Annotated in this window: 20 protein-coding genes; 14 read left to right on the top strand and 6 right to left on the bottom strand. The window is 57.0% G+C overall.

Features of this window, described 5'->3' with window-relative positions:
• The first annotated feature begins 16 nt into the window (after positions 1-16).
• The 7 genes from V3H56_RS22775 (at position 17) to ggt (ending at position 10,465) form a co-directional block, all read left to right on the top strand.
• Positions 17-874, top strand: coding sequence for a hypothetical protein (locus V3H56_RS22775; protein ID WP_338473894.1), 858 nt, complete (start codon positions 17-19; stop codon positions 872-874).
• A gap of 692 nt (positions 875-1,566) precedes the next feature.
• A complete protein-coding gene (locus V3H56_RS22780) occupies positions 1,567-4,515 on the top strand; it encodes a hypothetical protein (RefSeq protein ID WP_338473895.1) in 2,949 nt (982 codons plus the stop codon).
• The gene (locus V3H56_RS22785; protein ID WP_338473896.1) at positions 4,512-4,961 is read left to right on the top strand and encodes a hypothetical protein; all 450 of its coding nucleotides are present in this window, start codon (positions 4,512-4,514) and stop codon (positions 4,959-4,961) included. The genes V3H56_RS22780 and V3H56_RS22785 overlap by 4 nt, the downstream gene beginning before the upstream one ends.
• Entirely contained in the window at positions 4,958-6,133 is a 1,176-nt protein-coding gene (locus tag V3H56_RS22790) for a hypothetical protein (RefSeq protein WP_338473897.1), read from the top strand. The genes V3H56_RS22785 and V3H56_RS22790 overlap by 4 nt, the downstream gene beginning before the upstream one ends.
• Positions 6,134-7,023: 890 nt before the next feature.
• Positions 7,024-7,866: a DUF4062 domain-containing protein gene (locus V3H56_RS22795; RefSeq protein ID WP_338473898.1), complete on the top strand. Its 843-nt coding sequence runs from the start codon at positions 7,024-7,026 to the stop codon at positions 7,864-7,866.
• Between the two features lie 133 nt (positions 7,867-7,999).
• Positions 8,000-8,221, top strand: coding sequence for a hypothetical protein (locus V3H56_RS22800; RefSeq protein ID WP_338473899.1), 222 nt, complete (start codon positions 8,000-8,002; stop codon positions 8,219-8,221).
• 390 nt (positions 8,222-8,611) lie between these two features.
• On the top strand, positions 8,612-10,465 hold the full coding sequence (gene ggt / locus V3H56_RS22805; RefSeq protein WP_047735980.1) for a gamma-glutamyltransferase: 1,854 nt from the start codon (positions 8,612-8,614) through the stop codon (positions 10,463-10,465).
• On the opposite strand, the gene V3H56_RS22810 is transcribed toward ggt, so the two are convergent.
• The 3 genes from V3H56_RS22810 to V3H56_RS22820 form a co-directional block, all read right to left on the bottom strand.
• Positions 10,447-10,680: a helix-turn-helix transcriptional regulator gene (locus V3H56_RS22810; RefSeq protein WP_042729258.1), complete on the bottom strand. Its 234-nt coding sequence runs from the start codon at positions 10,678-10,680 to the stop codon at positions 10,447-10,449. The genes ggt and V3H56_RS22810 overlap by 19 nt on opposite strands.
• A 7-nt stretch (positions 10,681-10,687) precedes the next feature.
• Entirely contained in the window at positions 10,688-11,242 is a 555-nt protein-coding gene (locus V3H56_RS22815) for a DUF2975 domain-containing protein (RefSeq protein ID WP_047735981.1), read from the bottom strand.
• A 93-nt stretch (positions 11,243-11,335) separates the two neighbouring features.
• Entirely contained in the window at positions 11,336-12,652 is a 1,317-nt protein-coding gene (locus tag V3H56_RS22820; RefSeq protein WP_042729256.1) for a PAS domain-containing methyl-accepting chemotaxis protein, read from the bottom strand.
• 215 nt (positions 12,653-12,867) lie between these two features.
• Here V3H56_RS22820 and V3H56_RS22825 point away from each other — a divergent pair, with 215 nt between their 5' ends.
• The 3 genes from V3H56_RS22825 to V3H56_RS22835 all read left to right on the top strand — a co-directional run bounded on the left by V3H56_RS22825 (position 12,868) and on the right by V3H56_RS22835 (position 16,252).
• Positions 12,868-14,286, top strand: coding sequence for a TIGR00366 family protein (locus V3H56_RS22825; RefSeq protein ID WP_047735982.1), 1,419 nt, complete (start codon positions 12,868-12,870; stop codon positions 14,284-14,286).
• 110 nt (positions 14,287-14,396) lie between these two features.
• Entirely contained in the window at positions 14,397-15,557 is a 1,161-nt protein-coding gene (locus tag V3H56_RS22830; RefSeq protein ID WP_047735983.1) for a hypothetical protein, read from the top strand.
• 167 nt (positions 15,558-15,724) lie between these two features.
• Complete coding sequence (locus V3H56_RS22835) at positions 15,725-16,252, top strand: hypothetical protein (protein ID WP_042729253.1); 528 nt, start codon at positions 15,725-15,727, stop codon at positions 16,250-16,252.
• Positions 16,253-16,262: 10 nt separating this feature from the next.
• Here V3H56_RS22835 and can read toward each other — a convergent pair whose 3' ends face one another.
• A complete protein-coding gene (gene can, locus V3H56_RS22840; protein ID WP_042729252.1) occupies positions 16,263-16,907 on the bottom strand; it encodes a carbonate dehydratase in 645 nt (214 codons plus the stop codon).
• A 127-nt stretch (positions 16,908-17,034) separates the two neighbouring features.
• Between can and V3H56_RS22845 the strand changes: the two genes are divergently transcribed.
• The gene (locus tag V3H56_RS22845; RefSeq protein ID WP_047735985.1) at positions 17,035-17,439 is read left to right on the top strand and encodes a hypothetical protein; all 405 of its coding nucleotides are present in this window, start codon (positions 17,035-17,037) and stop codon (positions 17,437-17,439) included.
• Between the two features lie 125 nt (positions 17,440-17,564).
• Here V3H56_RS22845 and rimI read toward each other — a convergent pair whose 3' ends face one another.
• Positions 17,565-18,017 carry a ribosomal protein S18-alanine N-acetyltransferase gene (rimI, locus tag V3H56_RS22850; protein WP_042729250.1) on the bottom strand — a complete coding sequence of 151 codons (453 nt, stop codon included), beginning with the start codon at positions 18,015-18,017 and terminating at the stop codon, positions 17,565-17,567.
• Complete coding sequence (locus V3H56_RS22855) at positions 18,010-18,810, bottom strand: energy transducer TonB (RefSeq protein WP_080964287.1); 801 nt, start codon at positions 18,808-18,810, stop codon at positions 18,010-18,012. The genes rimI and V3H56_RS22855 overlap by 8 nt, the downstream gene beginning before the upstream one ends.
• 180 nt (positions 18,811-18,990) lie before the next feature.
• On the opposite strand from V3H56_RS22855, the gene mksB reads away from it, so the two are divergent.
• The 3 genes from mksB to mksF are packed head-to-tail and all read left to right on the top strand — an operon-like array spanning position 18,991 to position 23,799.
• Positions 18,991-20,271: an Mks condensin complex protein MksB gene (gene mksB / locus V3H56_RS22860; protein WP_042729248.1), complete on the top strand. Its 1,281-nt coding sequence runs from the start codon at positions 18,991-18,993 to the stop codon at positions 20,269-20,271.
• Positions 20,261-20,962, top strand: a complete 702-nt coding sequence (gene mksE, locus V3H56_RS22865) for an Mks condensin complex protein MksE (RefSeq protein ID WP_024778194.1) — start codon at positions 20,261-20,263, stop codon at positions 20,960-20,962. The genes mksB and mksE overlap by 11 nt, the downstream gene beginning before the upstream one ends.
• Positions 20,959-23,799 (top strand): Mks condensin complex protein MksF, encoded by a 2,841-nt coding sequence (gene mksF / locus V3H56_RS22870; RefSeq protein ID WP_123579892.1) that lies wholly within the window; start codon positions 20,959-20,961, stop codon positions 23,797-23,799. The genes mksE and mksF overlap by 4 nt, the downstream gene beginning before the upstream one ends.
• Positions 23,800-23,875: the final 76 nt, after the last annotated feature.

Genomic DNA, 23,875 nt, shown 5'->3' on the forward strand with positions numbered 1-23,875 from the left:
TTTAACGGAGAAGTCCATGAGTGAATATCAGAAACAACTTACGCAGCATCAAGCCGCTCTCGCTGAATTAAACAAACAGCTCCCACAGCTCAGAGCAACAGCCAGGGAAGCGGAGCAGACCTTTTCCAACAGCCGCGCAGGCAAACCTCGTTTCCCGCACGAGCTAGTAGCCCCCTATACAAACGCCAAGGCAGCGATTGATCAACACAACGCGGAAATCAACCGGCTGCGGGCATTAGTTTCCTGGGAGGAAGGTGTCAGATCTGCCAGTTCAGATATTAGAAAGGCCCAGAAGGGAGCTATGCACACCCAAGGCGAGTTGACGAAGCTGGTAGAGAAACGCACGAAGATCTCCTCCAAGCTTGAGAAAGCACAACGGGAGCAACGCAGTGAAATCGAAAAAGCTCAAACCGCTGAACAACGTGCCGCCGACGCATACGCAGCAGCATTGGCCGACGGTGACGACGTAGCCGAAGAGCGTGCCGAAAAGGCTCTCAAGCAAGCATCGGAAGCAATGACACAAGCCGCTCAAGGTAAACGTGGACTCAATACCCTTCTGGCTACGTTAACGACCGAGATCGAGAAATTGGATGTTGCGATCTCAGGCGCGAAGCAGCGGCTAGGGGATTATCGTCAAGATCAGCTGAACGCTGCACGCCTACTCTGGGCAGAACGCTTGGACAAGGCGGCGCAAGACTTTGCCAAAGTCGCCGCGCAGTTCACCGCGACAGAGAAAGCGCTCGGGCGTCGCTATAGCAACTTGGAGGATCTCAACGTCCCTTTGCAGGCCCCAATGGGTCCCAAACACATCACTCATCGCAAAATCCTTGAAATGGCACAGGCACTTTCTATCGAGGAATTGCTAGCAGCGTGACCCGTACATATCACCGCTGAAGCGGTGACATTCCAAAACCGGAGCCCCTAGGCGGAACACCAAACGTGTACCACTTAGCTTGTGTTCCGGTTTTTCATTTTCGGTGTTCCACCAGCGAAACCCTTGTAAACCGGGGCTTCCAGCCCAGGTGGAACACATGGAACACGCGGAACACACAATCTACAGTTATCTGAGAGCCCCCGTGCCCCATGCCAAGCGTCGGCCTTCAGCGGAGGAGTACGCGCCACCACCACGGAGTGCGAGTCCTTTTTCGCTCGCTCGTGATCCAGATCATCCGCTCTGACCTTGTAAGCGACTTCAGGCCAACTGGCGAAACCTGGAATCATGGGTCCTCCCAGGGGGGCCGCCCCCTACACGGGTTATCAGACTCGCGGATTCGCTCTAGCTGGAAAAAATGTATGAGTGTCCGTCTTAAATTGTGGCCGGCTGATAAGGCAGACTCGTTCATAGGACCAGGCGAGCACCAACGACCCGCTCCGTTTAATTCTGGGCAAGGCATACGCTTACGCTGGAGAATCGAATTTAGCTGATACAACTGCCTCTAGAATCTGAAAAAACGAGCCCGGTTGAAAAAAACGCTGCAGCTTCGTAGCCTTCCTCAGCCGACGCTCACATAATGTTCTCCGACGAGGGAACTCCAAATCTGCTCGGTACAGACATAGGCGCTAGGGATGAAAGCAGAAAATATCGATGCAATGGAAGTTAAAACAAAAGACAAAAGGCCCATCACAAAGACGGACCTTCTCAACTTATTTGAAGAAACTGTAAAAACAAAAACTATCGCCTTTGACGAGCTCAAAAAGCTAAAACCAAGACTGAGAAACCAGGTGCGAGCCATCGTTTCCTCCCAAGACGTAAAAGCGAGAAAGCTACTTAACTCTCTACGACAAAAGCTATCTTCAAACGAAATTTACCAAATCGACAAAACGCTACGGGCTCACGGTAGAATACTTCCAGAATTGTTTCCTAAGTCGGCTCAAACTACGGAAGTCTATCTACGTCTCGACCGATTACCTCTTGACAAACAAATTGATCTCGTCCAACGCATTGCGACAGATAACATCGATGAGATCCTAGCCTACATAGGAGCGCTGGGCGAAGTCAGCAAGCTAATTTCTAATATACAGTTGAGCGAGGCAGCAGTTTTGTTAAAGGCGCTCGCCGACAAGTATGGATTTAGCCATGCACTTTTAAGAAAAGCGTATCTGATCCACTCTCTAAAAAATGAAGAGAGCATTGAGAGCGTTGATCAAATATTAAATGCAGCCGGCGCGGGCAAACGCAACCTTCTTCTGAGTTCAATACTAAATTGCTTCCAAGAAGAGCAAGAAGCATTAAGCCTAAAACGATCGATAATGAACCTACCGGATCGCGGCCTTCTTAATAAATATACTCGCGACATAACCAGATTAAGCTTTCATCCCTTCGCGAAAGACGAAGACGATTTTAGCGAGCTGATAATGAGTTCATTACAATCCTCATTATTAGATGCAGTAATAATAATAAAAATCAACAAACATTTAATAACACGAAAAACGAACAATGCTATTGAGATGCTATTCCATGCGCTTGAACAAAGTAGCCCTGGCATCGATAAAATAGCGGCTATGTATCCGGCATCTGAAGAATATCTATTTTATAAACATTCCTCAGCATGGTTAGAGGATAATAATATTATTCAATATCGCTTACTTATAGACCATTTCCACGACAACCCAGACTCGCATTACTTTGAGCTTACTCCAAATCTGGCTGAACGAGCTTCGCGCTGGGTATCAATCGCAACGCCTATCGGCATAGCAACAGCAAAAACTTTAACATCTCATGAATTCCCACAGCTTCGAAAGTTTGAATACGAAAGCTATATAACTCGATCAGCCATATTCAACTTAACAATCTACAACACAGAGGGAATCGTACAAATCCATGAAGATTCTCTAATTTCGATCATGAGTAACACTGTCGACCTAGATCGCACAATAAGCATTACAGCAATAAAAAATCTCGCAAAACTATCCCCATCGGACACATCAAAAATAATCCTATATTCCTTAATTGCAAAGAGAAGTAAAAACGAAGCAGACAACCACAAACTTCGTTCGCTTCTGCAAAAAAATATAATCAGCCATCACGACGCGAACATTGTAGACTTCCTAAAAGAGCTTTCAATAAAATCAGCCTCAGTCGCTCAATACTTATACGAAATATGTACGGAAGATTTTATTGCTCGCCTATCCCACCTTATCAAAGCATCCAATCAAATAACCGAGACGCGAGCCTCTCTGCACAGATGGTGGGGTGAATTTACCGGAGACAAGTCATACATCGACAGAGCAAGAACCTTACTTATCGATCACCAAATTAATAGAGTGAGAAACGAACTAGATGACAATCGCATTTACGTTCACACAGCTCGATTTACTGAATGGATGAGCGATGAGGTAATAAGGGATTTGACAGCAGCACTTACAAGCATGGATCACAACGATACATTACGAGACACTAATAACCCGCAGTTGTTAAGCATAATAGAACAATGCTACAAAGCATTTTGCTCCAATCCAATATTTGGTATTTCTTCATATCTAGGCCGTCGCATACGCCATGGAACATTTAAAGGACATCTCTTTTCAAACATAGTAGCCATAAGATCAAACAATAAATACAAAGCACTTTTAAGCGACCCTGCAATACAGGGCTTGTGGCAACAGTGGGTGACGAATTATGAGTCGACAATAGACAGCATTATTTCTAACAAATTGCACGTCGAATCTCAAAACAAACGAGAAGCACTTTTAAAGCCTCACCTTAAAGACCTAACAAAGTTTGAAATCGCCATACTGTGCGCCAAACAAATTGTGAAAGACTTTACGGAAAACAAAGTCACGAGCAACACTAGCCAATATATAGTTGAATACTGCTGGCGAATTGTTGAGGTAGATTTAAAGAGCGTCAACTCCTTTCTCAAGTCCCAAAAACATGTTCTTATACAAAATGATCTTCTGAACTCGATTAAAACAAACACACCTGCAAGGCTTCAAGATATCTTCAGGGATTTCAACAGAGATTTAATGCGACAGATAGATGAAAAGCTTATCGCTATGTATGGGTGGTTCAAAAGACCAGTAAGCGTCTCACCCAAGGCATCTCTGTCCCTTCTGTATAAAGCGGTTATTGAGGAAGTCAGGGAAACTTTTACAGATTTTCATGCAGACTCCCATTTTGAGGAAGCTAACGATATAGAGCTGATGGGTGGCCCATATCATGTTCTTTATGACGCTTTCTATGTAGTAGTTTATAACGCCGCCAAACACGGAAAAAGGGAAGCTCCAGTTGACCGTCATTTTGGAATTACTAAGTGGAGCTCTACCAGACCCGGAAAAGCGGAAGTAATCATTTCTTCCGAGATAAAAGACGAAGAAGATGAGCATCTTGTATCAGAACGGCTTAAAGTAAATCCCGGCGACGACATCGAAAATGCCCATTTAGATGAAGTAAGAAGCGGGATTAGAAAGCTCTATCAGCTAGAGCAGTCAGATACAAACTTCCATATCGAAGAAATAGCATGCAAAGACAGAAAAGTAGTAATACATATATCCTATGACCTGGAGCATCTATGAAGCCTATATTAATTATAGAGGATGATAGCTTTAAGGCCAACAGCCTCACAGACCACATACAACAAAATGTAGACGGAGCCAACATCACTATAGCAACAAATCTCGCTGATGCCGTCGAGATGGTAAACAATAACATTTACGAGCTAGTAATAGTGGACATGGCAATACCAAGCCATCCGACAGTTCACGGCGGCGGCTCTCCCATTTCGCTGTTGACCGGAGGACTAGATATTCTCTTGGAATTGAAGGAACTCGACAGGAATGACCCCTGCATCATTGTTACACAATATCCAGACATCGAAATATGCGGCGATTTTTATCCGCTTTCAAAAGCAAAAGAAGAAATAAAAAAACTTCTCGACTGTGACGTAGTCACTTGCATTGCTTACTCTGAAGGCTCCACAGACTGGAAAGTAGCTATCAAAGAAGAGTTATTGAAAATATGAAAGTTCTTATCCTGGAAGATAGCCCTAAAAAATCCGCAGCTATCGAACTAGCGATCCAAGCGGTACAACCCGCAATTGCGACACAGAAGGTAGATTGCTTTTCCGAATTCTTTAAATATACACAAAGAGAAAAATACGATTTAATCGTAGTAGACCTAATAGTACCCAGATTTGCAGATGACGATGAGACACACAACGTAACAGAAGACATAATCGAAGCAATACGAGACCATCAGTGCATAAATTTCAGAACACCCGTCATTGCAATAACCCAGTTCCTAGCCGCTGCTGAGGATAATTTTGAAAACTTAAACCATAAAGATATCCATATTGTTACATATAATGAAGACAATGAACGATGGAAAGAAACCCTCCAGGGAAAAGTAAAAGCATGCATTGAATGTCAATCATATGACTTCATTATCATCTGTGCTCTACCAAAAGAAGCTGAAGGTTTTTCCAAAGCAGGTTTCGCAGTCGGCGAATTCAGCAATCTGCACGGTATGGAGTGCCGGCGTTTGGAGCTGGAGAACTTCAGCGGGCTTATCATAACTCTCCCGCGCATGGGCTTGGTAAACTGCGCGATTACCACTAGCCGCGCCATAGATATCTTCAAACCCAAACTCGTTTGCATGAGCGGCATCTGTGCAGGCGTTAAAGGTGAGGTAGACATTTATGATGTCGTAATCCCCGACAGCTGCCAACAACATGATTATGGCAAATGGGGAGTGAATGGGTTTGAATCAGAGTCTTACACTGTACAAATTGCGCACGAAACAAAGCTAATTATTAGACAGCTTGCAGATGATCAAGAGTTTAATAAACGAGTTTCCGGCAACATAAAGCCCAAACGAAACCAAATACCCGAACACAAAGAATATTTCGATTTTAAAATTTTAACCGCTCACTCTTCCAGCGGTAGCGCCGTCATCGCCGACGAAAAAATTGTTGCCCTTATACGAGATCAACACAGGAAAACAAAAACCTTTGAGATGGAGTCATATGCCGTTTATGAGGCAGCGAGACTCTCTGCTATAAGCCCTCTTTTCTTTAGCGCAAAGGCTGTGGTCGACAATGGTGACGCACATAAAGGCGACGACTATCATGGGCTGGCGTGCACTCTCGCCGCAAGCGTAACTTGTGAATTAATCTCAAGGTCTCTAAAAAAATAGATGAACTTCCCCTAGTTTGTGGACAGACGGAGTGACGCCATTTGGCCGATGGACGATTATGAATATTACTTTCGATCGACCGCAGACCTTGGCGAACCTCCTTCTGGGCCGACAGCGTGCTGAGTGCCTTCGTCTCCGCCCGCGGATTAAAGCGTCACACCGTTTATCATTGTTACACCGCACACCTGGAATGCCATAATTGGTGTAACGACTCTCCTCCTTTAATTCAACAAGTTAACATCTCAAGCTACAGGAGTTACATGATATTTAATAGATATCTGCCTGACTTCCCATAAGCGATGAGTTCCAACAGCAAGGAAAGTACAGCAGGAGCCGAGGCCCTGAGACAATAAGACACAAACGGGGTAGGAAACCTGCCAGATCATGTTAGCGGAACGATGCCAAGCTTAGTGAACAGTGAACCGGGTCCACCGCTGTTCACTAGGCTTTGCAGTAGGGCTTGGAATGTTGCCTGGAACCCCGGGCGTTTCAGATAGACACGGGGCAATGAACCCGCAGCATCTTGTTAGCGACTGATTTTTCTACGCCAGTGACAGGTGGTTGACACCCCCCAGGTTGACCAGGTGCAACCGTTTTGCTGTCAGCACCACAATGGCTCACCTTTACCGTTGCGGTAACGATACACTTTTTTCATCATACTCCTTTCAATTTCAACGTTGAAATCTCAGTAAGGTGCAATCTCTGTCGCTAGCAATCCCGCGGGTTTCCTACCCCGTACCTTTGAAGAAAGCCCAGGGTCCCCGGCACATTTGGAAGAAGGCCACCAAATACATGCAGCTCAGCTAGTATCAGAAAGGTTGGCCTACTGAAGGGGCGGTGCATGCCATAGGAAAACCGCTTCCATATCGCTATTCCACAGAGGATGTTAAATGAGCTACGTCGCTGAAACTTTCAACGTGATGATCGCATCTCCAGGTGATGTTGCTTCTGAACGCACCATCGTGCGTGACGTCATCTACGAATGGAACGCGGTCAATTCAAACACCCGGAAGATTGTGTTGCTACCAATTGGCTGGGAGTCCCATTCTTCCCCAGAAATGGGGGCTTCTCCTCAGGCCATCATCAACCAGCAAATCCTAGGAAAATGCGATCTGCTTATAGGAGTATTTTGGACAAGGATTGGCACCCCCACTGATGAGTATGCCAGCGGCACCGTTGAAGAGCTTGAAAAGCATATTCAATCGGGCAAACCGGCAATGCTCTATTTCTCCTCTCAACCTGTAGCCATGGACACCGTCATTCTTGACCAGGCTGCTGCCGTTAAGAAATTCAAGACCGAATGCCAAAGTCGTGGACTTTATGAGAGCTACGACAGCCTCAGCGACTTCCGCACAAAACTCTATCGGCACCTTCAGCTGAAGATCAACGAGCACCCCCTGTTCAACAATACGGAAAACCGCGTCGCCAGCGAAATCGTCGAGTCCCACACATCACTGCCAAAGCTATCCGGTGAGGCTCGGATTTTGCTGAAGGAGGCGAGCTTGGATCCTCACGGTACGATTATTCACGTCGACTACATGGAAGGGACAGACGTCCAAACCAATGGTAAAAATCTCATTGCAGAAAACAGCAATCGACGAGAAGTTGCAAAATGGGAACAGGCGATTGTTGAACTAGCCACCGAAGGTCTCATCGTCGGCCAAGGCTACAAAGGCGAAATCTACCAAGTCACCAATCTTGGGTATCAAATAGCAGACATGATCGTCCTGTAGATGGCCGAAAGAGACTCAACGTGCTCAAGCGTCCATCGCCCGCTGTGTCTCGTAAAAGTGATCAATGCTACAGCCCACGATTGCTGGGGCTTTACAGCCCAGCTCAAACGAACCCGGCCCGTGGAGAACACTTATGGAAGATGTCTCGCTGCTCGCATCACTGCTGAAGCGCATGAATGAGAACCAGCTGGCGTTGGGGGCTGCAATTGAAGAGCTGTCGAACTGGGTTGAGCAACGAGGATCTACTGAGGTGGCAGAAAGCATCCGAGGCGCACTGGACACTCTGGATAGAAACTCAGGATTCATCACTCTAGCCCTCGCCTCCCTGGCGGCCGAGGGACGGACAAAGGAATAGCTATACCGGCGCCTCGTTTCACCAAGCCCAGCTTGATCGAGGCACCCCGCTCAACATCAGTCACGCTTTTAGCAGACGGACTTGTAAGGAGGTGTACCTTGCCACAAACAAGCATCGTGTATGCCCAGCTGTATGCCAAATCAAAAATCAATCAAATAAATACTTTTAATTCAGTAAGTTATAGAATCAGTTCAAATGACTGTGTACCACCAAGTACTAAAAACGGCTTATCGAAAGATAAGCCGTTTTTTTATGCCTCGAGAAAAGCATTGGCCCCAGCCTTTTTGCAGCAGCCGCGAACCCACTCGTTACACGCCCGCTCCGACAGCCGCTGATTTGCGCCACACGCCTCGCATCGCTACAGTCGATCTCCCTACCCCTGACCCACGGATGGAGCGACACGTGCCCACACATCAGCCATCGAACCTTCAACGCCTGTCAGCCGTTTCGCTGCTGGCTGTAGCCCTGGCCCTCGTCGCCTGCAAGGCCCCACCCTCCTCGACGACACCGGCATTGCCCAGCGCGCCGGAGATCGCTTCCGGCTACCGCACCGATCTGCAAACCCAACATGCCACCCGGCACATGGCGGCCGCGGCCAACCCGCTGGCGGCCGAGGCCGGGCGAGAAATGCTGCGGCGCGGCGGTTCGGCCATCGATGCGGCGATTGCGATGCAAGCAGTGCTGACGCTGGTAGAGCCGCAATCTTCGGGCATCGGCGGCGGTGCGTTTATCGTGCTGTGGGATGGCAAGGCCGTGCGCACTTACGATGGTCGCGAGACGGCACCGGCCGGCGCCACGGAAAAGCTTTTCCTGCAAGCCGACGGCAAGCCCATGGGGTTTACCGCCGCCCAGATCGGCGGTCGCTCGGTGGGAACGCCAGGAGTACTACGGGCCTTGGAACTGGCCCATCGCAAACACGGCCGGCTGAAATGGGCGACGCTGTTCGAGCCGGCCATCGCCTTGGCGGAACAGGGTTTCGCGATCTCGCCGAGATTGCATTCAATGATCGCTGCCGATCCGTCCTTGCCGGGCTCACCGGACATGGCGAAGTATTTCCTGAATGCCGATGGCAGCCCGAAAGCGGTCGGCACCCTGTTGAAAAACCCGGCACTGGCCGGTGTGCTCAAGCGCATCGCCAACGAAGGTGCCGACGCGTTGTACCAAGGCCCCGTGGCCGAAGAGATCGTCGCCAAGGTCCGTGCCCATGCCAATCCCGGCAGCCTGTCGCTGGACGACCTCAAAAGCTACACCGCCCAGGAGCGGGCGCCCCTGTGCACCGACTACAAACGCTGGCAGGTCTGCGGCATGGCGCCACCGTCCTCCGGCGGGATCGCCGTGGCGCAAATCCTCGGCACCTTGCAGGCCCTGGAGCAGCGCGACAGTCGCCTGGCCCTTGCGCCCCTCAAACCCCACAAGACCGATAAGCCGGCCGGCATCGAGCCCGCGCCCGAAGCGGTGCACCTGATCGCCGAGGCCGAACGCCTGGCTTATGCCGATCGCGCGCAATATGTCGCCGACTCGGACTTTGTCCCCGTACCGGTCAAAGGCCTGGTGGATCCCGGCTACCTGGCCAGCCGTGCCAGCCTTATCGGCCCTCGCAGCATGGGTGTCGCCAAGCCGGGCACACCGCCGGGCATCCAGGTGGCCTATGCACCGGACCGCTCGCCGCTGCGTATCTCCACGTCCCAAGTGGTGGCGGTGGACGATCAGGGGGGCGCCGTGTCCATGACCACCACGGTGGAGTCGGCGTTCGGCTCACACTTGATGGTCCAGGGGTTCATGCTCAACAACCAGATGACCGACTTCTCGTTCATTCCCGAAGAGAACGGGCAAAAAGTTGCCAACCGCGTCGAGCCTGGCAAGCGTCCGCGTTCCTCCATGGCTCCGACGCTGATCTTCGATCGCCAGAGCGGTGAGTGGATGGCCACCGTCGGCTCACCGGGCGGCTCGCAAATCATCGAATACGTTGCCAAGTCGGTGATCGGCTTGCTGGACTGGAACCTTGACCCGCAAAGCGCCATCAACCTACCCAACTTCGGCAGCCGCAACGGCCCTACCGAACTGGAGCAGGGCCAGTTCAGCCCGACGCTGATCCAGGCACTGAAAGACAAAGGCCACGCGGTCAGCGAAATCGACATGACCAGCGGCACCCAGGCAATCGTCCGGGTGCGTGATGCCCAAGGGAAAGCCGCGTTGGCCGGCGGCGCGGATCCACGCCGCGAGGGTCAGGCGCTGGGAGACTGATCGCCCTCGCCCGGCGGTTGGTAGACCAGCAGGTCGCCAGGCTGGCAGTCCAGGTAGCTGCAAATGGCTTCGAGGGTCGCCAGGCGTATGCCCTTGACCTTTCCTTGTTTGAGCAAGGAAAGGTTGGCTTCCGTTATGCCGATACCGGCGGCCAAGTCCTTGGATTTGACCTTGCGCAGCGCCAGCATCACATCAAGTTGAATCACGATAGGCATGGGGATCTCAAACGAAGGTTCGGTTTTCTGAATCGACTTCACTGGCCTGGGACAGTATCCGGGCAATGATCGCAATACAGGCCGCGAGAAACAAAGCGACAAACGACGGCGCGGTCACGCTGAGGGTCAGCAGGCGCTGGCCGACCGGCGCGTGGATCGTCACCAGCAGGCTGAGGAACGGCTCGCAGAGGAAATCCAGCAGTACCCACAACGCGACCGCACGCCCGGCCCTGCCCAGATACACCGCGGCTTCGCTGGAAAAATACAGGCCCTGGGCGTAGCGCTTGAACAGTTGGCGCAGGTTCGCCAGCCCGAGTGCCAGGGCCAGCAACGGGATACTCGACAAGAGGATGGCGCCCAGGCGTTGCCAACCGGCCAAGTGCATCGCTTCTTCGGACATGCTCGACAGCTGACGCTCAGTCAGGGCGAAACCCAGGCCATAACGTGCGGCCACCTCGGGAAACAGCCAGGCGCCAGTGTTGACGACCATCATCACGACAATGAAGACAAGCGTGATGGCGGCCATGCGCTGGCTGTAAGAGGCAAGACGATTCGATGACATGTGAGGGCTCCATCAATAAAGGGAGCCCAAAACATAGCCACGAAATTATCGCAATACAATAATTAATATGTAAAAAACAATAACTTCATGGCATCAGGTGGACAGCTGGTTGGCGAACTGGCTCACCGCATCGACCACCTTCTTCGCCCCGTCCTGGATCTCGACGATCACCGACCCCGCTTCGGCGGCCAGGGCCAGGCCTTGCTCGGCCTGGTGCTGGCCGTCGGTCATCAGCGCCACGGCGTTGCGCGCCATGTCCTGGTTCTGGCGAACCACGCCGACAATCTCATCCGTCGCCTGGCTGGTACGCGATGCCAACTGCCGGACCTCATCGGCCACGACCGCAAAGCCACGGCCCTGCTCGCCGGCCCGGGCCGCCTCGATCGCGGCGTTGAGCGCCAACAGGTTGGTCTGTTCGGCGATGCCGCTGATGGTCTTGACGATGGTCCCGATCACCAGGGACTGCTCATTGAGTGCTTCGATGCCTTCGCCGGCGGTTTGCATGTGCCGGGCCAGGTCGCGCATCACATCCACCGCCTGGGTCACCACCGTGGTGCCGCGCTGGGCGCTGTTATCGGTTTGCAACGAGGTGCTGTAGGCGATGTTGGCGGCCTCGGCGACGGCTTTTTCCTGGTTGACCTGATCGGTGATGTTGGTGGCGAACTTGACCACCTTGTACAACCGCTCGTTGGCGTCGAGCACCGGGTTGTAGGACGCCTCCAACCAGACTTCGCGACCGTTGCTGTCAATGCGCTTGAAGCGACCGGCGACGAACTCACCACTGTTCAGGCGCTTCCAGAAATGCTGGTAAGACGGGCTGTTGTATTCCTCCGGCTCACAGAACATGCGGTGATGCTTGCCCTTGATCTGCGCCAGGTTGTATCCCATGGCATTGAGGAAACGGTCGTTGGCCGACAGCACGTGGCCCTCCAGGTCGAACTCGATCACTGCCGTGGAACGCACCAGCGCACCGATCAGGTTTTCATGCTCGCGCGAACCCTCGATCGTGCGGGTCAGGTCGTTGGAGTACATCGAGAAAAAACGGATCCGCCCCTCGGCATTGAGTACCGGTTGCAGGATCGAACGCAGCCAGGCTTCCTGACCGTTGCCACGCAAAATACGTACGGCACCAGAAAAATGCTCGCCACGGGTCAGCGCCGTCTTGAAGCGAAGCTGGAACTCGTTGGATCTCAGGTAGGCCGGGACCAGGTCCTCGACCGGTCGGCCGATCAGGTCCTGGCTCCGGTACTGCATTTGATCGAGAAAGTTCTGATTGACCGTCTGGATGCGTCCGTCGACATCCAGGGTCATGGCCAGCATTTCTCGATCCAGGCTTTCCTTTACCTGCATGAGACTGGACAGTTCTTGGCGAAGAGCCAACAGCTCCTGCTTCAGGCGATTGTTGAACATATAGCATGCTCCAGGCAGGAGAGTTGACAGTTCCTTTCCCTTGCCATCGGCCCGGCAAATTTTTTCTGAAGAGTACCGTTGGTCGGCGGTGAATATTCCTGCCGGCTCGCGAACCACGGCCCCGCTTTCATGGTCAGTGGATTGTTCTACCGTTGTCGGAGCCTCACCGCTCCAGAGCCCCCTCAAGACCAATCATAAAAATCGAGGTAACGACCGTGACCACCGACATCGAAGACAGCCGTAGCGCCCGCTTCGCCTTGCACTGTTCCAGTTTCGCCGAGCGCTGGTTCCCCGACTCCTGGGTCTTCGCCGCGCTGGCGGTATTGGTGGTCGCCGTGGCAACGCAATTCATCGGTGCCACGCCCACGGCGGCGGCCATGGCCTTCGGCGATGGGTTCTGGAGCCTGATCCCGTTCACCATGCAGATGGCCTTCGTGGTCATCGGCGGCTATGTGGTCGCCAGCTCGCCGCCGGCCGTGAGGTTGATCGATCGCCTGGCGCGGATCCCGGGCAATGGACGCTCCGCCGTCGCCTGGGTGGCCTTGATCTCGATGGTCGCCTCGCTGCTCAACTGGGGGCTGTCGCTGGTATTCGGCGGCCTGCTGGTACGTGCCCTCGCCCGTCGTACCGAGTTGAAGATGGATTATCGCGCCGCCGGTGCCGCCGCCTATCTGGGACTGGGGGCGGTGTGGGCCCTGGGACTGTCGTCGTCGGCCGCGCAGTTGCAGGCCAACCCGGCGAGCCTGCCGCCGTCGATTCTGTCGATCACCGGGGTGATTCCATTCACCCAGACCATTTTTCTCTGGCAGTCCGGGGTGATGCTGCTGGCGCTGATCGTGATCTCGTTGATCGTCGCCTACGCCACCGCCCCAGGGCCGAACAGCGCCCGCGACGCCGCCGCGTGCGGCATCGATCCGAGCTTCAGCATGCCGGCGTTGCAACCTCGCACCCGGCCCGGCGAATGGCTGGAGCACAGCCCGCTGCTGACCATCGCCCTGGTGCTGCTGGCCGCTGGCTGGCTGTTCCATGAGTTTTCGACGAAGCCGGCGATCAGCGCCATCTCCGGGCTCAATACCTACAACTTCCTGTTCCTGATGCTGGGCGCGCTGTTGCACTGGCGGCCCCGCAGTTTTCTGGACGCCGTGGCCCGCGCGGTGCCGACCACCACCGGCGTGCTGATCCAGTTTCCGCTGTACGGCTCGATTGCGGCGTTGCTGACCACGGTCAAGGGTACTGATGCCCAGACGCTGGCCCACCACATCTCGACCTTTTTCGTACAAGTCGCGTCCCATGACACCTACGCTTTGCTGATGGGCGTCTACTCGGCGGTGCTGGGATTCTTCATTCCCTCGGGCGGTGGCAAGTGGATCATCGAGGCGCCCTACGTCATGCAGGTGGCGAATGACCTGAACTACCACCTGGGCTGGGCGGTGCAGATCTACAACGCGGCCGAAGCCTTGCCGAACCTCATCAACCCCTTCTACATGCTGCCGCTGCTGGGCGTGCTGGGGCTCAAGGCCAGGGACCTGATCGGGTTCTCGTTCGTGCAATTGCTGGTGCACACGCCCCTGGTGCTGGCGCTGTTGTGGGCGCTGGGAACGACGTTGTCTTATTTGCCGCCAGTGATGCCATAAAGCCATAAAAAAACGCTGATATTTCCCTTGGCCCACTGTTTCTTCAGCTCGGTCTGTTTCAGTATGGAGACACCCTATCGAGGGGTCTCCACGCTGAAAAGGATCTGAGCATGTCAAAACTCGCCGTATGTTCTCTTGCCGCCCTGGCCTTCAGTGCCGCCGCCCACGCGGCCGATATCGATGTACAGCTGGGCAGCACCGAACGCGTCACCCGCCTCTTCGCCTACCCCAACAACTGCAACGTCATCTGCTTCCGCAACTGGACCCTGGAGCAGACCGTCGAGCACTACCTGACCCAGAGCGTGCAGCGCGACGGCTATGGCACGGCCAAGGTCAGCGTCAAACGCGACAAGGACAAGGTTTACGCCCACATCAGCGGAGTGCCCAAGGGCTATGGCCAGCCGTTGACGGCGCTGCTCAATGCCGGAGACCTGGCCTACACCGGCGCGACGAAACTCAACAGCGAGAAGAAATGGGCCTACAACTGGTACCTGTTCCTACCTCTGGGCATGGCCCTGGAAAACCGCAAGAGCATCGAACTGCTGCACTTCCCGCCGGATTACTCCCTGACCCAGGCCCAGGATTACCTCGAGTCGGCCACCACTGACCGCTGGGCCTCGCTGCTGACCGACAACGGCGTCCCCGCCGCGCAGACGCCGGGCTACCAGACCATCATCGACATCGCCCCCATCGCGGCCCCGTCCAACGCCGGCCAGACCCTGGAAGGGCTCTACGGTTACTTCAACGCCTACCAGACCACCATGGTCAAGCAGTTGACACAGACCACCGGCGGCGCCTCGCTGCCCATGGTGGCCTTCGGCGCTCCCGTGCGGAACTGGATCAAGACCCAGTACGGCCAAACCGTGAACGTGCTCGGCCTGGCAACCATCACGCCGGCTGGCGGCACCCCGGTCCCGGTGCTGGGCTCCAATCATCCGAGCTATATCTGGTATGCCGCCGACAAGGACAACTACGACGGGGATGAAGCCAAGGCCGATGCGGCGGGCCTGAAGGTCATGGGCCAGGACCTGAGCGCGGCCTGCTGGCAAGCCGGCATGGGCAGCAAGCCGGGCACCGACCCGACCACGCAGTTGAACCAGTGCACGCAGACCTGGCAAGTCACGCAAAAGGAGAAGACCTGCGAGCTGTTCTACACCACGATTCGCAAGCTGACTCCGGAAGAAGCGGCTAAAACCTGCGATACGCCGGCGATCAAGACGCAACTTCCGCAACTCAAGGCACCGATGCCGTTGCCTGCCGAACCGGTATAAGCCAAAGCCCTTTGCCTCTGTCAGCGCGCGCTGACAGCGGCAAGCGCTCGGCGCGCCTGTCAGAGTTGACAGTAGCCATCAGGCAGGACTTGGGGGAAGCTGTGGAGTACGACGAGTGTTGGCAGGATCGCCGGCGCTGAAAGCTTACCTTGCAGACAAGGACAGTCATGACCACTTCCAGTCCATATCAAGCCCGTTCGCGGATCGGGGATTGCATCTATCCCCAAAAGGCACTCAGTACGCGACTGCAGTATCCCTCGGCCCGGGATTTTCAAGTCCTGCGGACAGCGGACGGACGCGGTTTCGCCGTCATCACTCAGCGAAACTTCGCCCCCATGGAACGCATCTGCCGGGTTTCGGGGCTACTGGTGGGCCGACGAGGCCCGCATACACTGCAGATATTGCCGGACGTGCACATGTACGACCCGCACTTCGCCGGCCTGTTGGAGCATTCCTGCAATCCGAACGTCTTTCTCGACATGAGCGAATTGTGGCTGTGGGCCCTGACCCGCATCGTCAGGGGCGACAGCCTGACCACCGACCGCGCCAGCACCGAACAGAAGCTGTATCGCCAGTTTGCCTGTCGGTGCGGTTCGTCCAACTGTCACGGTTGGATCACAGGTTATGACGAACCGCCCAACGAGCAGGGGATGGAGTTCCTACAGCACTGGCGCCATCGGTGTCATCGCGATTGACCCGCCGAGGTCACGGCGCGCCGACGGGACGCAACCGATACTGCGGCGGCAACTGCTCGAAACCACTGATGGTGGTGTCCAGGCTTTTCCAGCGCCCATCCTTGATGCCGTAGATGCAACCGTGGATCGACAGCTTCTGCCCGCGATGCCAGGCGTTCTGGACAATGCTGGTATGGCCGACGTTGGCCACCTGCTGGATCACGTTGAGCTCGCACAGGCGATCCACGCGCTCCTCTTCGGTTGGCAATTGGGCCAGCGTCTCACGGTGCTCGTAGTACAGGTCGCGGATCGAGCGCAGCCAACCGTCGATCAGGCCCAACTGGCGGTCCTGCATCGAGGCCCGCACGCCACCACAGCCGTAGTGGCCGGTCACCAGGATGTGCTTGACCTTCAGCACGTCCACCGCGTACTGGATCACCGACAGGCAATTGAGGTCGGTGTGCAACACCACGTTGGCCACGTTGCGGTGGACGAACAGGTCGCCCGGCAACATGCCGACGATTTCGTTGGCGGGCACCCGCGCGTCGGAACAGCCGATCCACAGGTACTCCGGGGTCTGCTGACGAGCCAGCTTGGCGAAGAAGTCAGGATCCTCCTGCTTGATCGCATCGGCCCAGCGCGCGTTGTTATCAATCAGATCTTGTAATTCGTTCATGCTTCTTGCCCTCGAGAATAGTGCGCAACTTTGACAGCCGACAGGCTGTAGAGGTCACTTCGGTGACGCCGTTGGAATTCTCGGCACCGCGGCGGGTCCACCCAGTAACACAGTATGAGGAATTGCCATGAATGATTCACGACGTCCCTTCGACGCAGCGCAGCCGGAACCGATCGACGACAACGAAGACCGCATGGGCTCGATGCACGAGCTGGCATTCGACGACGAACAGCCCAGCGCGAAGATCGGCGACGAGCTGCCGGAAAACGAGCGCGAACACCTGATGCCCCGTGAGCGGGTGCGCGAAGCGGGCCTGACCGGCGCCTCGACGGATGATCACCAGCCGACCGACGACGACCTGAGCCCCGAGACCCTGATTCGCGAAGACGGCGCCCGGGATGCCCTCGAAGCGGGCGACGATGGCCAGGCGGATTGGGACCTGAGCGTGGTGGATGAGGATGACATCGGTGGCGGCGATGGCCTGGACGAGGCCGAAATGTCCGACATCGATCCGCTGGATGGTAAGCGCTAGACCTCTCATGTGGGAGCGGGCTTGCTCGCGAATGCGGTGTGTCAGTTAACGAGTCTTTCGGCTGACACACCGCATTCGCGAGCAAGCCCGCTCCCACAAGGGCATGCGTCATGCCCGTTGGACCATCAATCCACCAGCGTGCACGCCATGACCACTGCGTCTTCACGCCCGCCCACCGCCGGGTAGTAATCGCGGCGCCGGCCGATTTCGTTGAAACCGTAGCGCTCATACAGCCGAAACGCCGTGCGGTTGCTGTCGCGCACTTCCAGGAAGCACTCCCGGGCCTCGGCCTTGTAGGCGATGGACATGAGGTGTTCCAGCAGGCGCAAGCCCAGGCCGCGGCCCTGGTTTTCCGGCTTGACGGTGATGTTGAGCAGGTGCGCCTCATCCAGGATGATCTGGACCACGCCATGACCCACCTGCTGCTGGCCTTCGAACATCAGCCAGATCTGGTACTTGCCCAGCCCGTCGAGAAAGATGCCCCGGGTCCAAGGGTGGCTGTAGGCGGCGTATTCGACTTTCAGCACAGCGTCGAGGTCCGCCTCGGTCATCGGGCGGAACGATACAGCGTCACTCATTCGATTCTTTCCAACGCGCCATCAGCCGGCGCATGGCTTGCCAGACGTCAGCCTTGCGCTGTGGCGTTTCCATTAACAGTTCCAGCCCGGGCAACGCCCAGGCCGAGCCCAGGCCTTCGACCTGCAGTTCGCGATTGAATGCCTGCGCGTCTGCCTCGCCGGCGAACTTCACCGCCGGCAGGCCGATCAGCCACAGGCACACGCAGGGCTCGTCCTCGAGCCGGGCCGAGACAAATCCCTGGACGAAATCCCGCGCCGCCTCCGGCCCCTGGTCCAGTGCCCCACGGGACAACAGCGGCCAGCGCACCGGCTCGCCGATGATCTGCGGGCTGTCCGGCAGGCCGGCGGCGCGCAGCATGTCCTTGAGCAGCAGGTAGGCCGGGTCTCGGCTCTGGAACGGCTCGCCGGTGGGCAACTCCACCAGCAGCAGGCAACGTCCCGCGCGCAGCAGTTGCAAGGCGAACCGCGGTGGCGCGACCGGAGGGGCCTTGTCCGGGGCCGCGGCCTCTTCGGCCTCTTCCATCGGCTTGGCGTTGGTACGAGTCGAGGCCAGGCTCGGACGCGGCACTTCGATTTTCGGCCGCTCGGGTTTAGGCCGCTCGGGCATCGGCACCGACGGTTCGGCGGGCGCCCGGGCCACCGGCATCGCCGGCACCGGCGCAACGTCCAGCGGCTCGGGCGTGTCCAGCAGCTCGGGCCGCGACGGGGCGGCGAAGGGCAATTCGGTACGCGGCAGCCAACTGACCACCTGCATGGCGGTCAGATAGGCGCGGCGACGAGACTCGATAAGCAAGGGTCGGCCACTTGTGGATAACGGAAAGTGGGAGGGATTCTACCGCCCTTCGACGCGGATCGCTTCCCTGTTGAGCCAATAGTTGGGCGATCCGCACGACAGTCCGTCTCAGGGGTGAATCGCAACCGGCCCGATGCAGTACAATCGCCGCTTTTAATTGCCAACCCGACGGCCATTGCGATGATCGAACCCAAGCGCGTCTTGCGCGCCCTCGCTGAACACTGGGCATTGCTGGAACCTTTGTGCGAGCACTTCGACCAGGGCACCCTGAGCCTCAACGAACTGCGTTCACAACTGGCCGCCCAACAACTGGACAGCACGCCTCAGGACATCACCAACCTGCTGGACGTGTGGATCCGCCTGGACATCCTGGTGCCGGTGGCAAAAAGCCCGAACCGCTTCGAACTGAACGCCCAGATCCACGATTTCCTCGCCTACCTGCGTCGTGAACACCGCCTGGGCCTGTGCCTGGAGATCGAAGCCTACCTGCGCCACCTCGAACGCCTGGCCGGCTATATCCAGGACGCCTTCGACGTGCGCGACGGCAATGACCTCGCCCGCCAACTGCGGCTGCTGGACATGCGCGTGCGCGACGTCCTGAAGAAACTCGCCAATGACGAACAGGCCCTGGTGGCCGTGGCCGAACGCGCCAAGACCAGCGACCGGCAGATCCCGCTGCGCCAGCGTTATGCCGAAGTCCTGGCGACCTGGGACGAATACGTCGAGCCGATGATCCAGCTGGTAAACGCCGACGGTGCCTTCGAGCAGGGCGTGCGCAAGGTCGAGAACGTGCTGTTGCGCATGCTCACCGAACAACAGCGCCTCGGCCACCTGGTGGACGACGACATGCTGCTGCGCACCCACGCCCGTATCCTCGAGATGCAGACCAGCGCCCAGTTGACCCTGCGTCATGCCCGTGAACTGTTGCTGCCGCTGCGCGAAGAAGCCCGCCGTCACAACGCCGTGACCCGTGGCGCCGCGCTGGCCCTGGCCGCCATTCGCCGCAAAGGCCTCGATGCCGTGCCCCAGGCGGCCATGCCGCTGTTCACCCGGCCGCAAAGTACCTTCCTCGGCAGTGCCAGCCAGGTGGAAGCCTATGTCTACGCCCTGGCCCGCTTCGAGCCGAAACCGGCGCGCTTCCCCAAGTCCCACAAGACCCACAAGGGTGGCGACGCCCCACGCGCGCCGCGCACCGCACGCGAGATGGTCGAGCGCTGCGAAGAGGCGCTGCCGATGCCGGACCTGATGACCTGGCTGCTGGAGCAGGAACCGGACAGCGCCACCGACGAATTGCTGTACTGGTTCTCGCGCCTGTCGCGGGAAAAACGTTTCAAGCGCGAGCGTCTGGAACGCCGCGAATACTACACTCACGAGCATCAGGTCAGCCTGCGCTCCTTCGCCCTGCTCTCGGCCCGCGACAACGCTGCCGAAGATTCTGCGAGCATCCCCCATGCATCTTGATCTATCCGAACTGTCCCAGCTGGCGCCGATCTTCCGCGAGCTGTTCAAGGGCTACCACGTCAGCCGGCGCGACCCGGAGTTGTACGCCCAACTGTCCAACTTCCAGGACCAGTACCGCACCTTGTTCAAGGCCTTGGGCTTCGAACTGGTGTGCGACACCCGCGGCTTTTATTACTTCGTGCCGGACCTGGCTGCCGCGGCGGTGAACAAGACCGCCCAGCGCCTGGCCCTGTTCACGTTCATCCTGGTCGAACACCTGGCCGACCAGGGCCGCGACCCGATCGCCGTGCTCGATGGCGGCAGCCTGGGCCGCGATGAGCTGCCTTCGTTGCTGGAAAAGTACCGCGACCTGTTCATCCAGGCCGAAGTCCAGACCCAGGAAGAACTGGAAGAAAAAATCATGCGCCGCATGACCCAGCTGGGTTTTGCCAGCGAAGACAACGGCGTGTACCGCTTCTTGCCGCCGATGCACCGCTTCCTCGACGTCTGCCTGTCGGTCCAGCAGGACCGTGACCTGGCCGCCAGCGTGCACAGCGTGCTGCCGTTGCCGGCGCCGGTGCTGATCGACGAAGACAGCGACGAGAAACTGCTGCAGACCGACGACCCGCTCGACCTGGCCCCTTTTGAAGACGAGAGCGAAGAAGATGCACTGGCCCGCGCCATTGCCGAAGAACAGGAGACCGACGCATGAGCCAGGAACGCTACGGCATCCGCCGCTTCGCCCTTTTGAACACCGCCGGCTACAGCCTCGGCCTGTTTCCGCTGGAAGAACCGCTGTCGGTGTATGGCGCGAACAACCTCGGTAAATCCGCCTCGATCAACGCCTTGCAGTTCCCGATCCTGGCGCGCATGTCGGACATGAGCTTCGGCAAGTACAGCCTGGAACAATCCCGGCGTTTCTACTTTGCCTCGGACACCAGCTACATCCTCGTGGAAGTCGCCCTGCCCCATGGCCCGCACGTCATCGGCGTGGTCGGTCGCGGCCCTGGCGGCGGTTTCGGCCACCAGTTCTTTGCCTACGCCGGCAAGCTGGACCTGGCTCACTACCAGAAAGATGACACCTGCCTGCGCCAGAAGGAGCTGTTCACCAACCTTGAGCGCGAAGGCCTGAAAGCCTATGAACTCAAGCCGGATGAGCTGCGCCGCCTGCTGGTGGGTGGCCACACCTCGATTCCCCTGGACCTGACGCTGATCCCGCTGCGCTCCACCAGCGAGCAGAGCCTCAAGACCTTCCGCGCACTGTTCATCAACCTACTGCACATGCGCGAAATCACCGCGGCCAAGCTCAAGCAGCTGTTCCTCGACGCGTTCGAACACAGCCTGCGCTCCGGCAGCGTGGACTACATTGCCGCGTGCGAAGAAGCGTTCCGTGACGTACGACGCATGGAGCAGGACTACAACTCCCTGGTGGCCGCCGGCCCATTGGTGGAAGCCCTGGCCAATGGCGTGAAGCAACGCGACATCCTGCGCGGCAAACTGCATCGCCTGTCGCCGCTGCTCGACTCGCTGCTCGGCACCTGGTCGGACTACGCCAGTGCGCGCAAGGAAGAGTTGACCCTCCAGGCCGAACACTACCGTAACGAGCAGGACGCGCTGCAAAACGACCAGCGCGGCGGCACCCAGGAACTGATGCGCCTGGAGCGGGAAATAACCGGCATCCAGCGCTGGCTCGGCGAACTCTCGGTGCTCAAGCATCGGTTTGCCCTGGTCGATGACGTCAAGCTCCTGGAGCAGCAGTTGCTCGCCGCCAAGGACGCCCACGACGAACTGGCCGGCGCCCTGGCCCAGTCCCGGCAGTTCAGCGCCGAGGACCTGGACGAGCGTCTGCGGGACCTGGAAAAGCGCCTGAAGTCAGTCAAGCAGCAACTCGATCACGCCGACAACAACAGCTATGCGCGCCTGCGCGAGGAGTTCTCCCAGCAGGACGTCGAACGCCTGATGCGCCTGTTCAACAGCGCCCTGTTCAGCCTGCCACTGGGCGAACACGGCATCGCGCTGGACGAGGACGGCCAATGGGTCAAATCCCTGGAACTGATCCTCGACGGCTTCAAGGGTGAGCGCTTCGAAGTACCGGGCCTGGCCATCGACCTGTCTCACATCGAACCTCCCGCCTTGCAGGCACTGGCCGACCGTGCCGCGTTGCGCGACCAGAAGGAACGCCTGGAAAAAGAACTCAAGCAGCTCAAGACACAGCAGGCCGTCGCGGCCGACCGTGCGGCAAGCAAGACCCAGACCGAAGCGCTGTACCAGCAGGTCCTGGACGCGCAGAAAGCCCTGGAAGACTTCCGTCGCACCCAGACACTGAGCGCCGAGGAAGGCGAGAAACTGGAACAACTGGCGCAGATGGAAGCCGCCCAGGACGAGCTCAAGCGTTCCAGCGATGCCTTCACCGAACGTGTCCAGCAACTCTCCGCCAAGCTGCAATTGGTGGGCCGCCAGATCGCCGACATGGAAGCCAAGCAGCGCACTCTCGACGACGCCCTGCGTCGCCGCCAGTTGCTGCCGGCGGACCTGCCGTTCGGCACGCCGTTCATGGACCCGGTCGACGACTCCATGGACAACCTGTTGCCGCTGCTCAATGACTACCAGGACAGCTGGCAAGGCCTGCTGCGGGTCGATGGCCAGATCGAAGCGCTGTACGCCCAGGTACGCCTCAAGGGTGTCGCCAAGTTCGACAGCGAAGACGACATGGAGCGGCGCCTGCAACTGCTGATCAACGCCTATGCCCACCGTACCGACGAAGCCCTGACCCTGGGCAAGGCACGGCGCGCGGCGGTGACCGACATCGCCCGGACCCTGCGCAACATTCGCAGCGACTACGACAGCCTCGAACACCAACTGGCCCTGTTCAACCGCGAGATCAACAAGCGCCAGGTGTCCAACCTGCAGAGCTTCCGTATCGTCCTGGCGCCGAACAAGGAAGCCCTCAAGCACATCGACCAGATCATCCACAGCGCCGGCCAGTACGAGGAAGGCGAAACCCTGTCGGTGTTCGACCTCAGCCAGAGCGCGGAACAGGACAACAAGAACGAAGAGGCCAAGGAATACCTGGCGCGCCTGGTGGCGGCGAACCACAACCAACTCGGCCTCAAGGACCTGTTCGAACTGGCCTTCGAGATCACCAAGGTCAATGGCCAGCCCGTCATCCACACCGACATCGACGGTGCGGCGTCCAACGGCACCACCATGACCATCAAGGCGCTGACCAACATGTACCTGTTGCTGCACCTGATGGACCGTGAACAGGCCGGTCGCGTGCGCTTGCCGTACTACCTGGACGAAGCGGCGGACATCGACGAGAAGAACCAGGCCGCATTGCTGGAAACCAGCCTGCAACTGGGCTTCGTGCCGATCCTGGCGAGCGTGAAGCCGCAGGTCTGCGCCAGTGTCGCCATCGATCTGGAAGGTGGCAGCGGCCCGAGCGGGATCTACATCGACGAGGCGGACTGGAAGTACATCCGTCGCCGCGATGCGGTCAAAGCCACGGTGAACGCACAGGCCGACGAGCCGGAGCTGGACCCGGTGTGAGGTGAGTCGCCGGGCATGAAAAAGGCCGTGATCCATGGATCGCGGCCTTTTTTATTGCTCGGTGTTTTTGTTCAGG

The sequence above is a fragment of the Pseudomonas sp. MS646 genome, assembly GCF_036693845.1.
Taxonomy (GTDB): Bacteria; Pseudomonadota; Gammaproteobacteria; order Pseudomonadales; family Pseudomonadaceae; genus Aquipseudomonas; species Aquipseudomonas chlororaphis_E.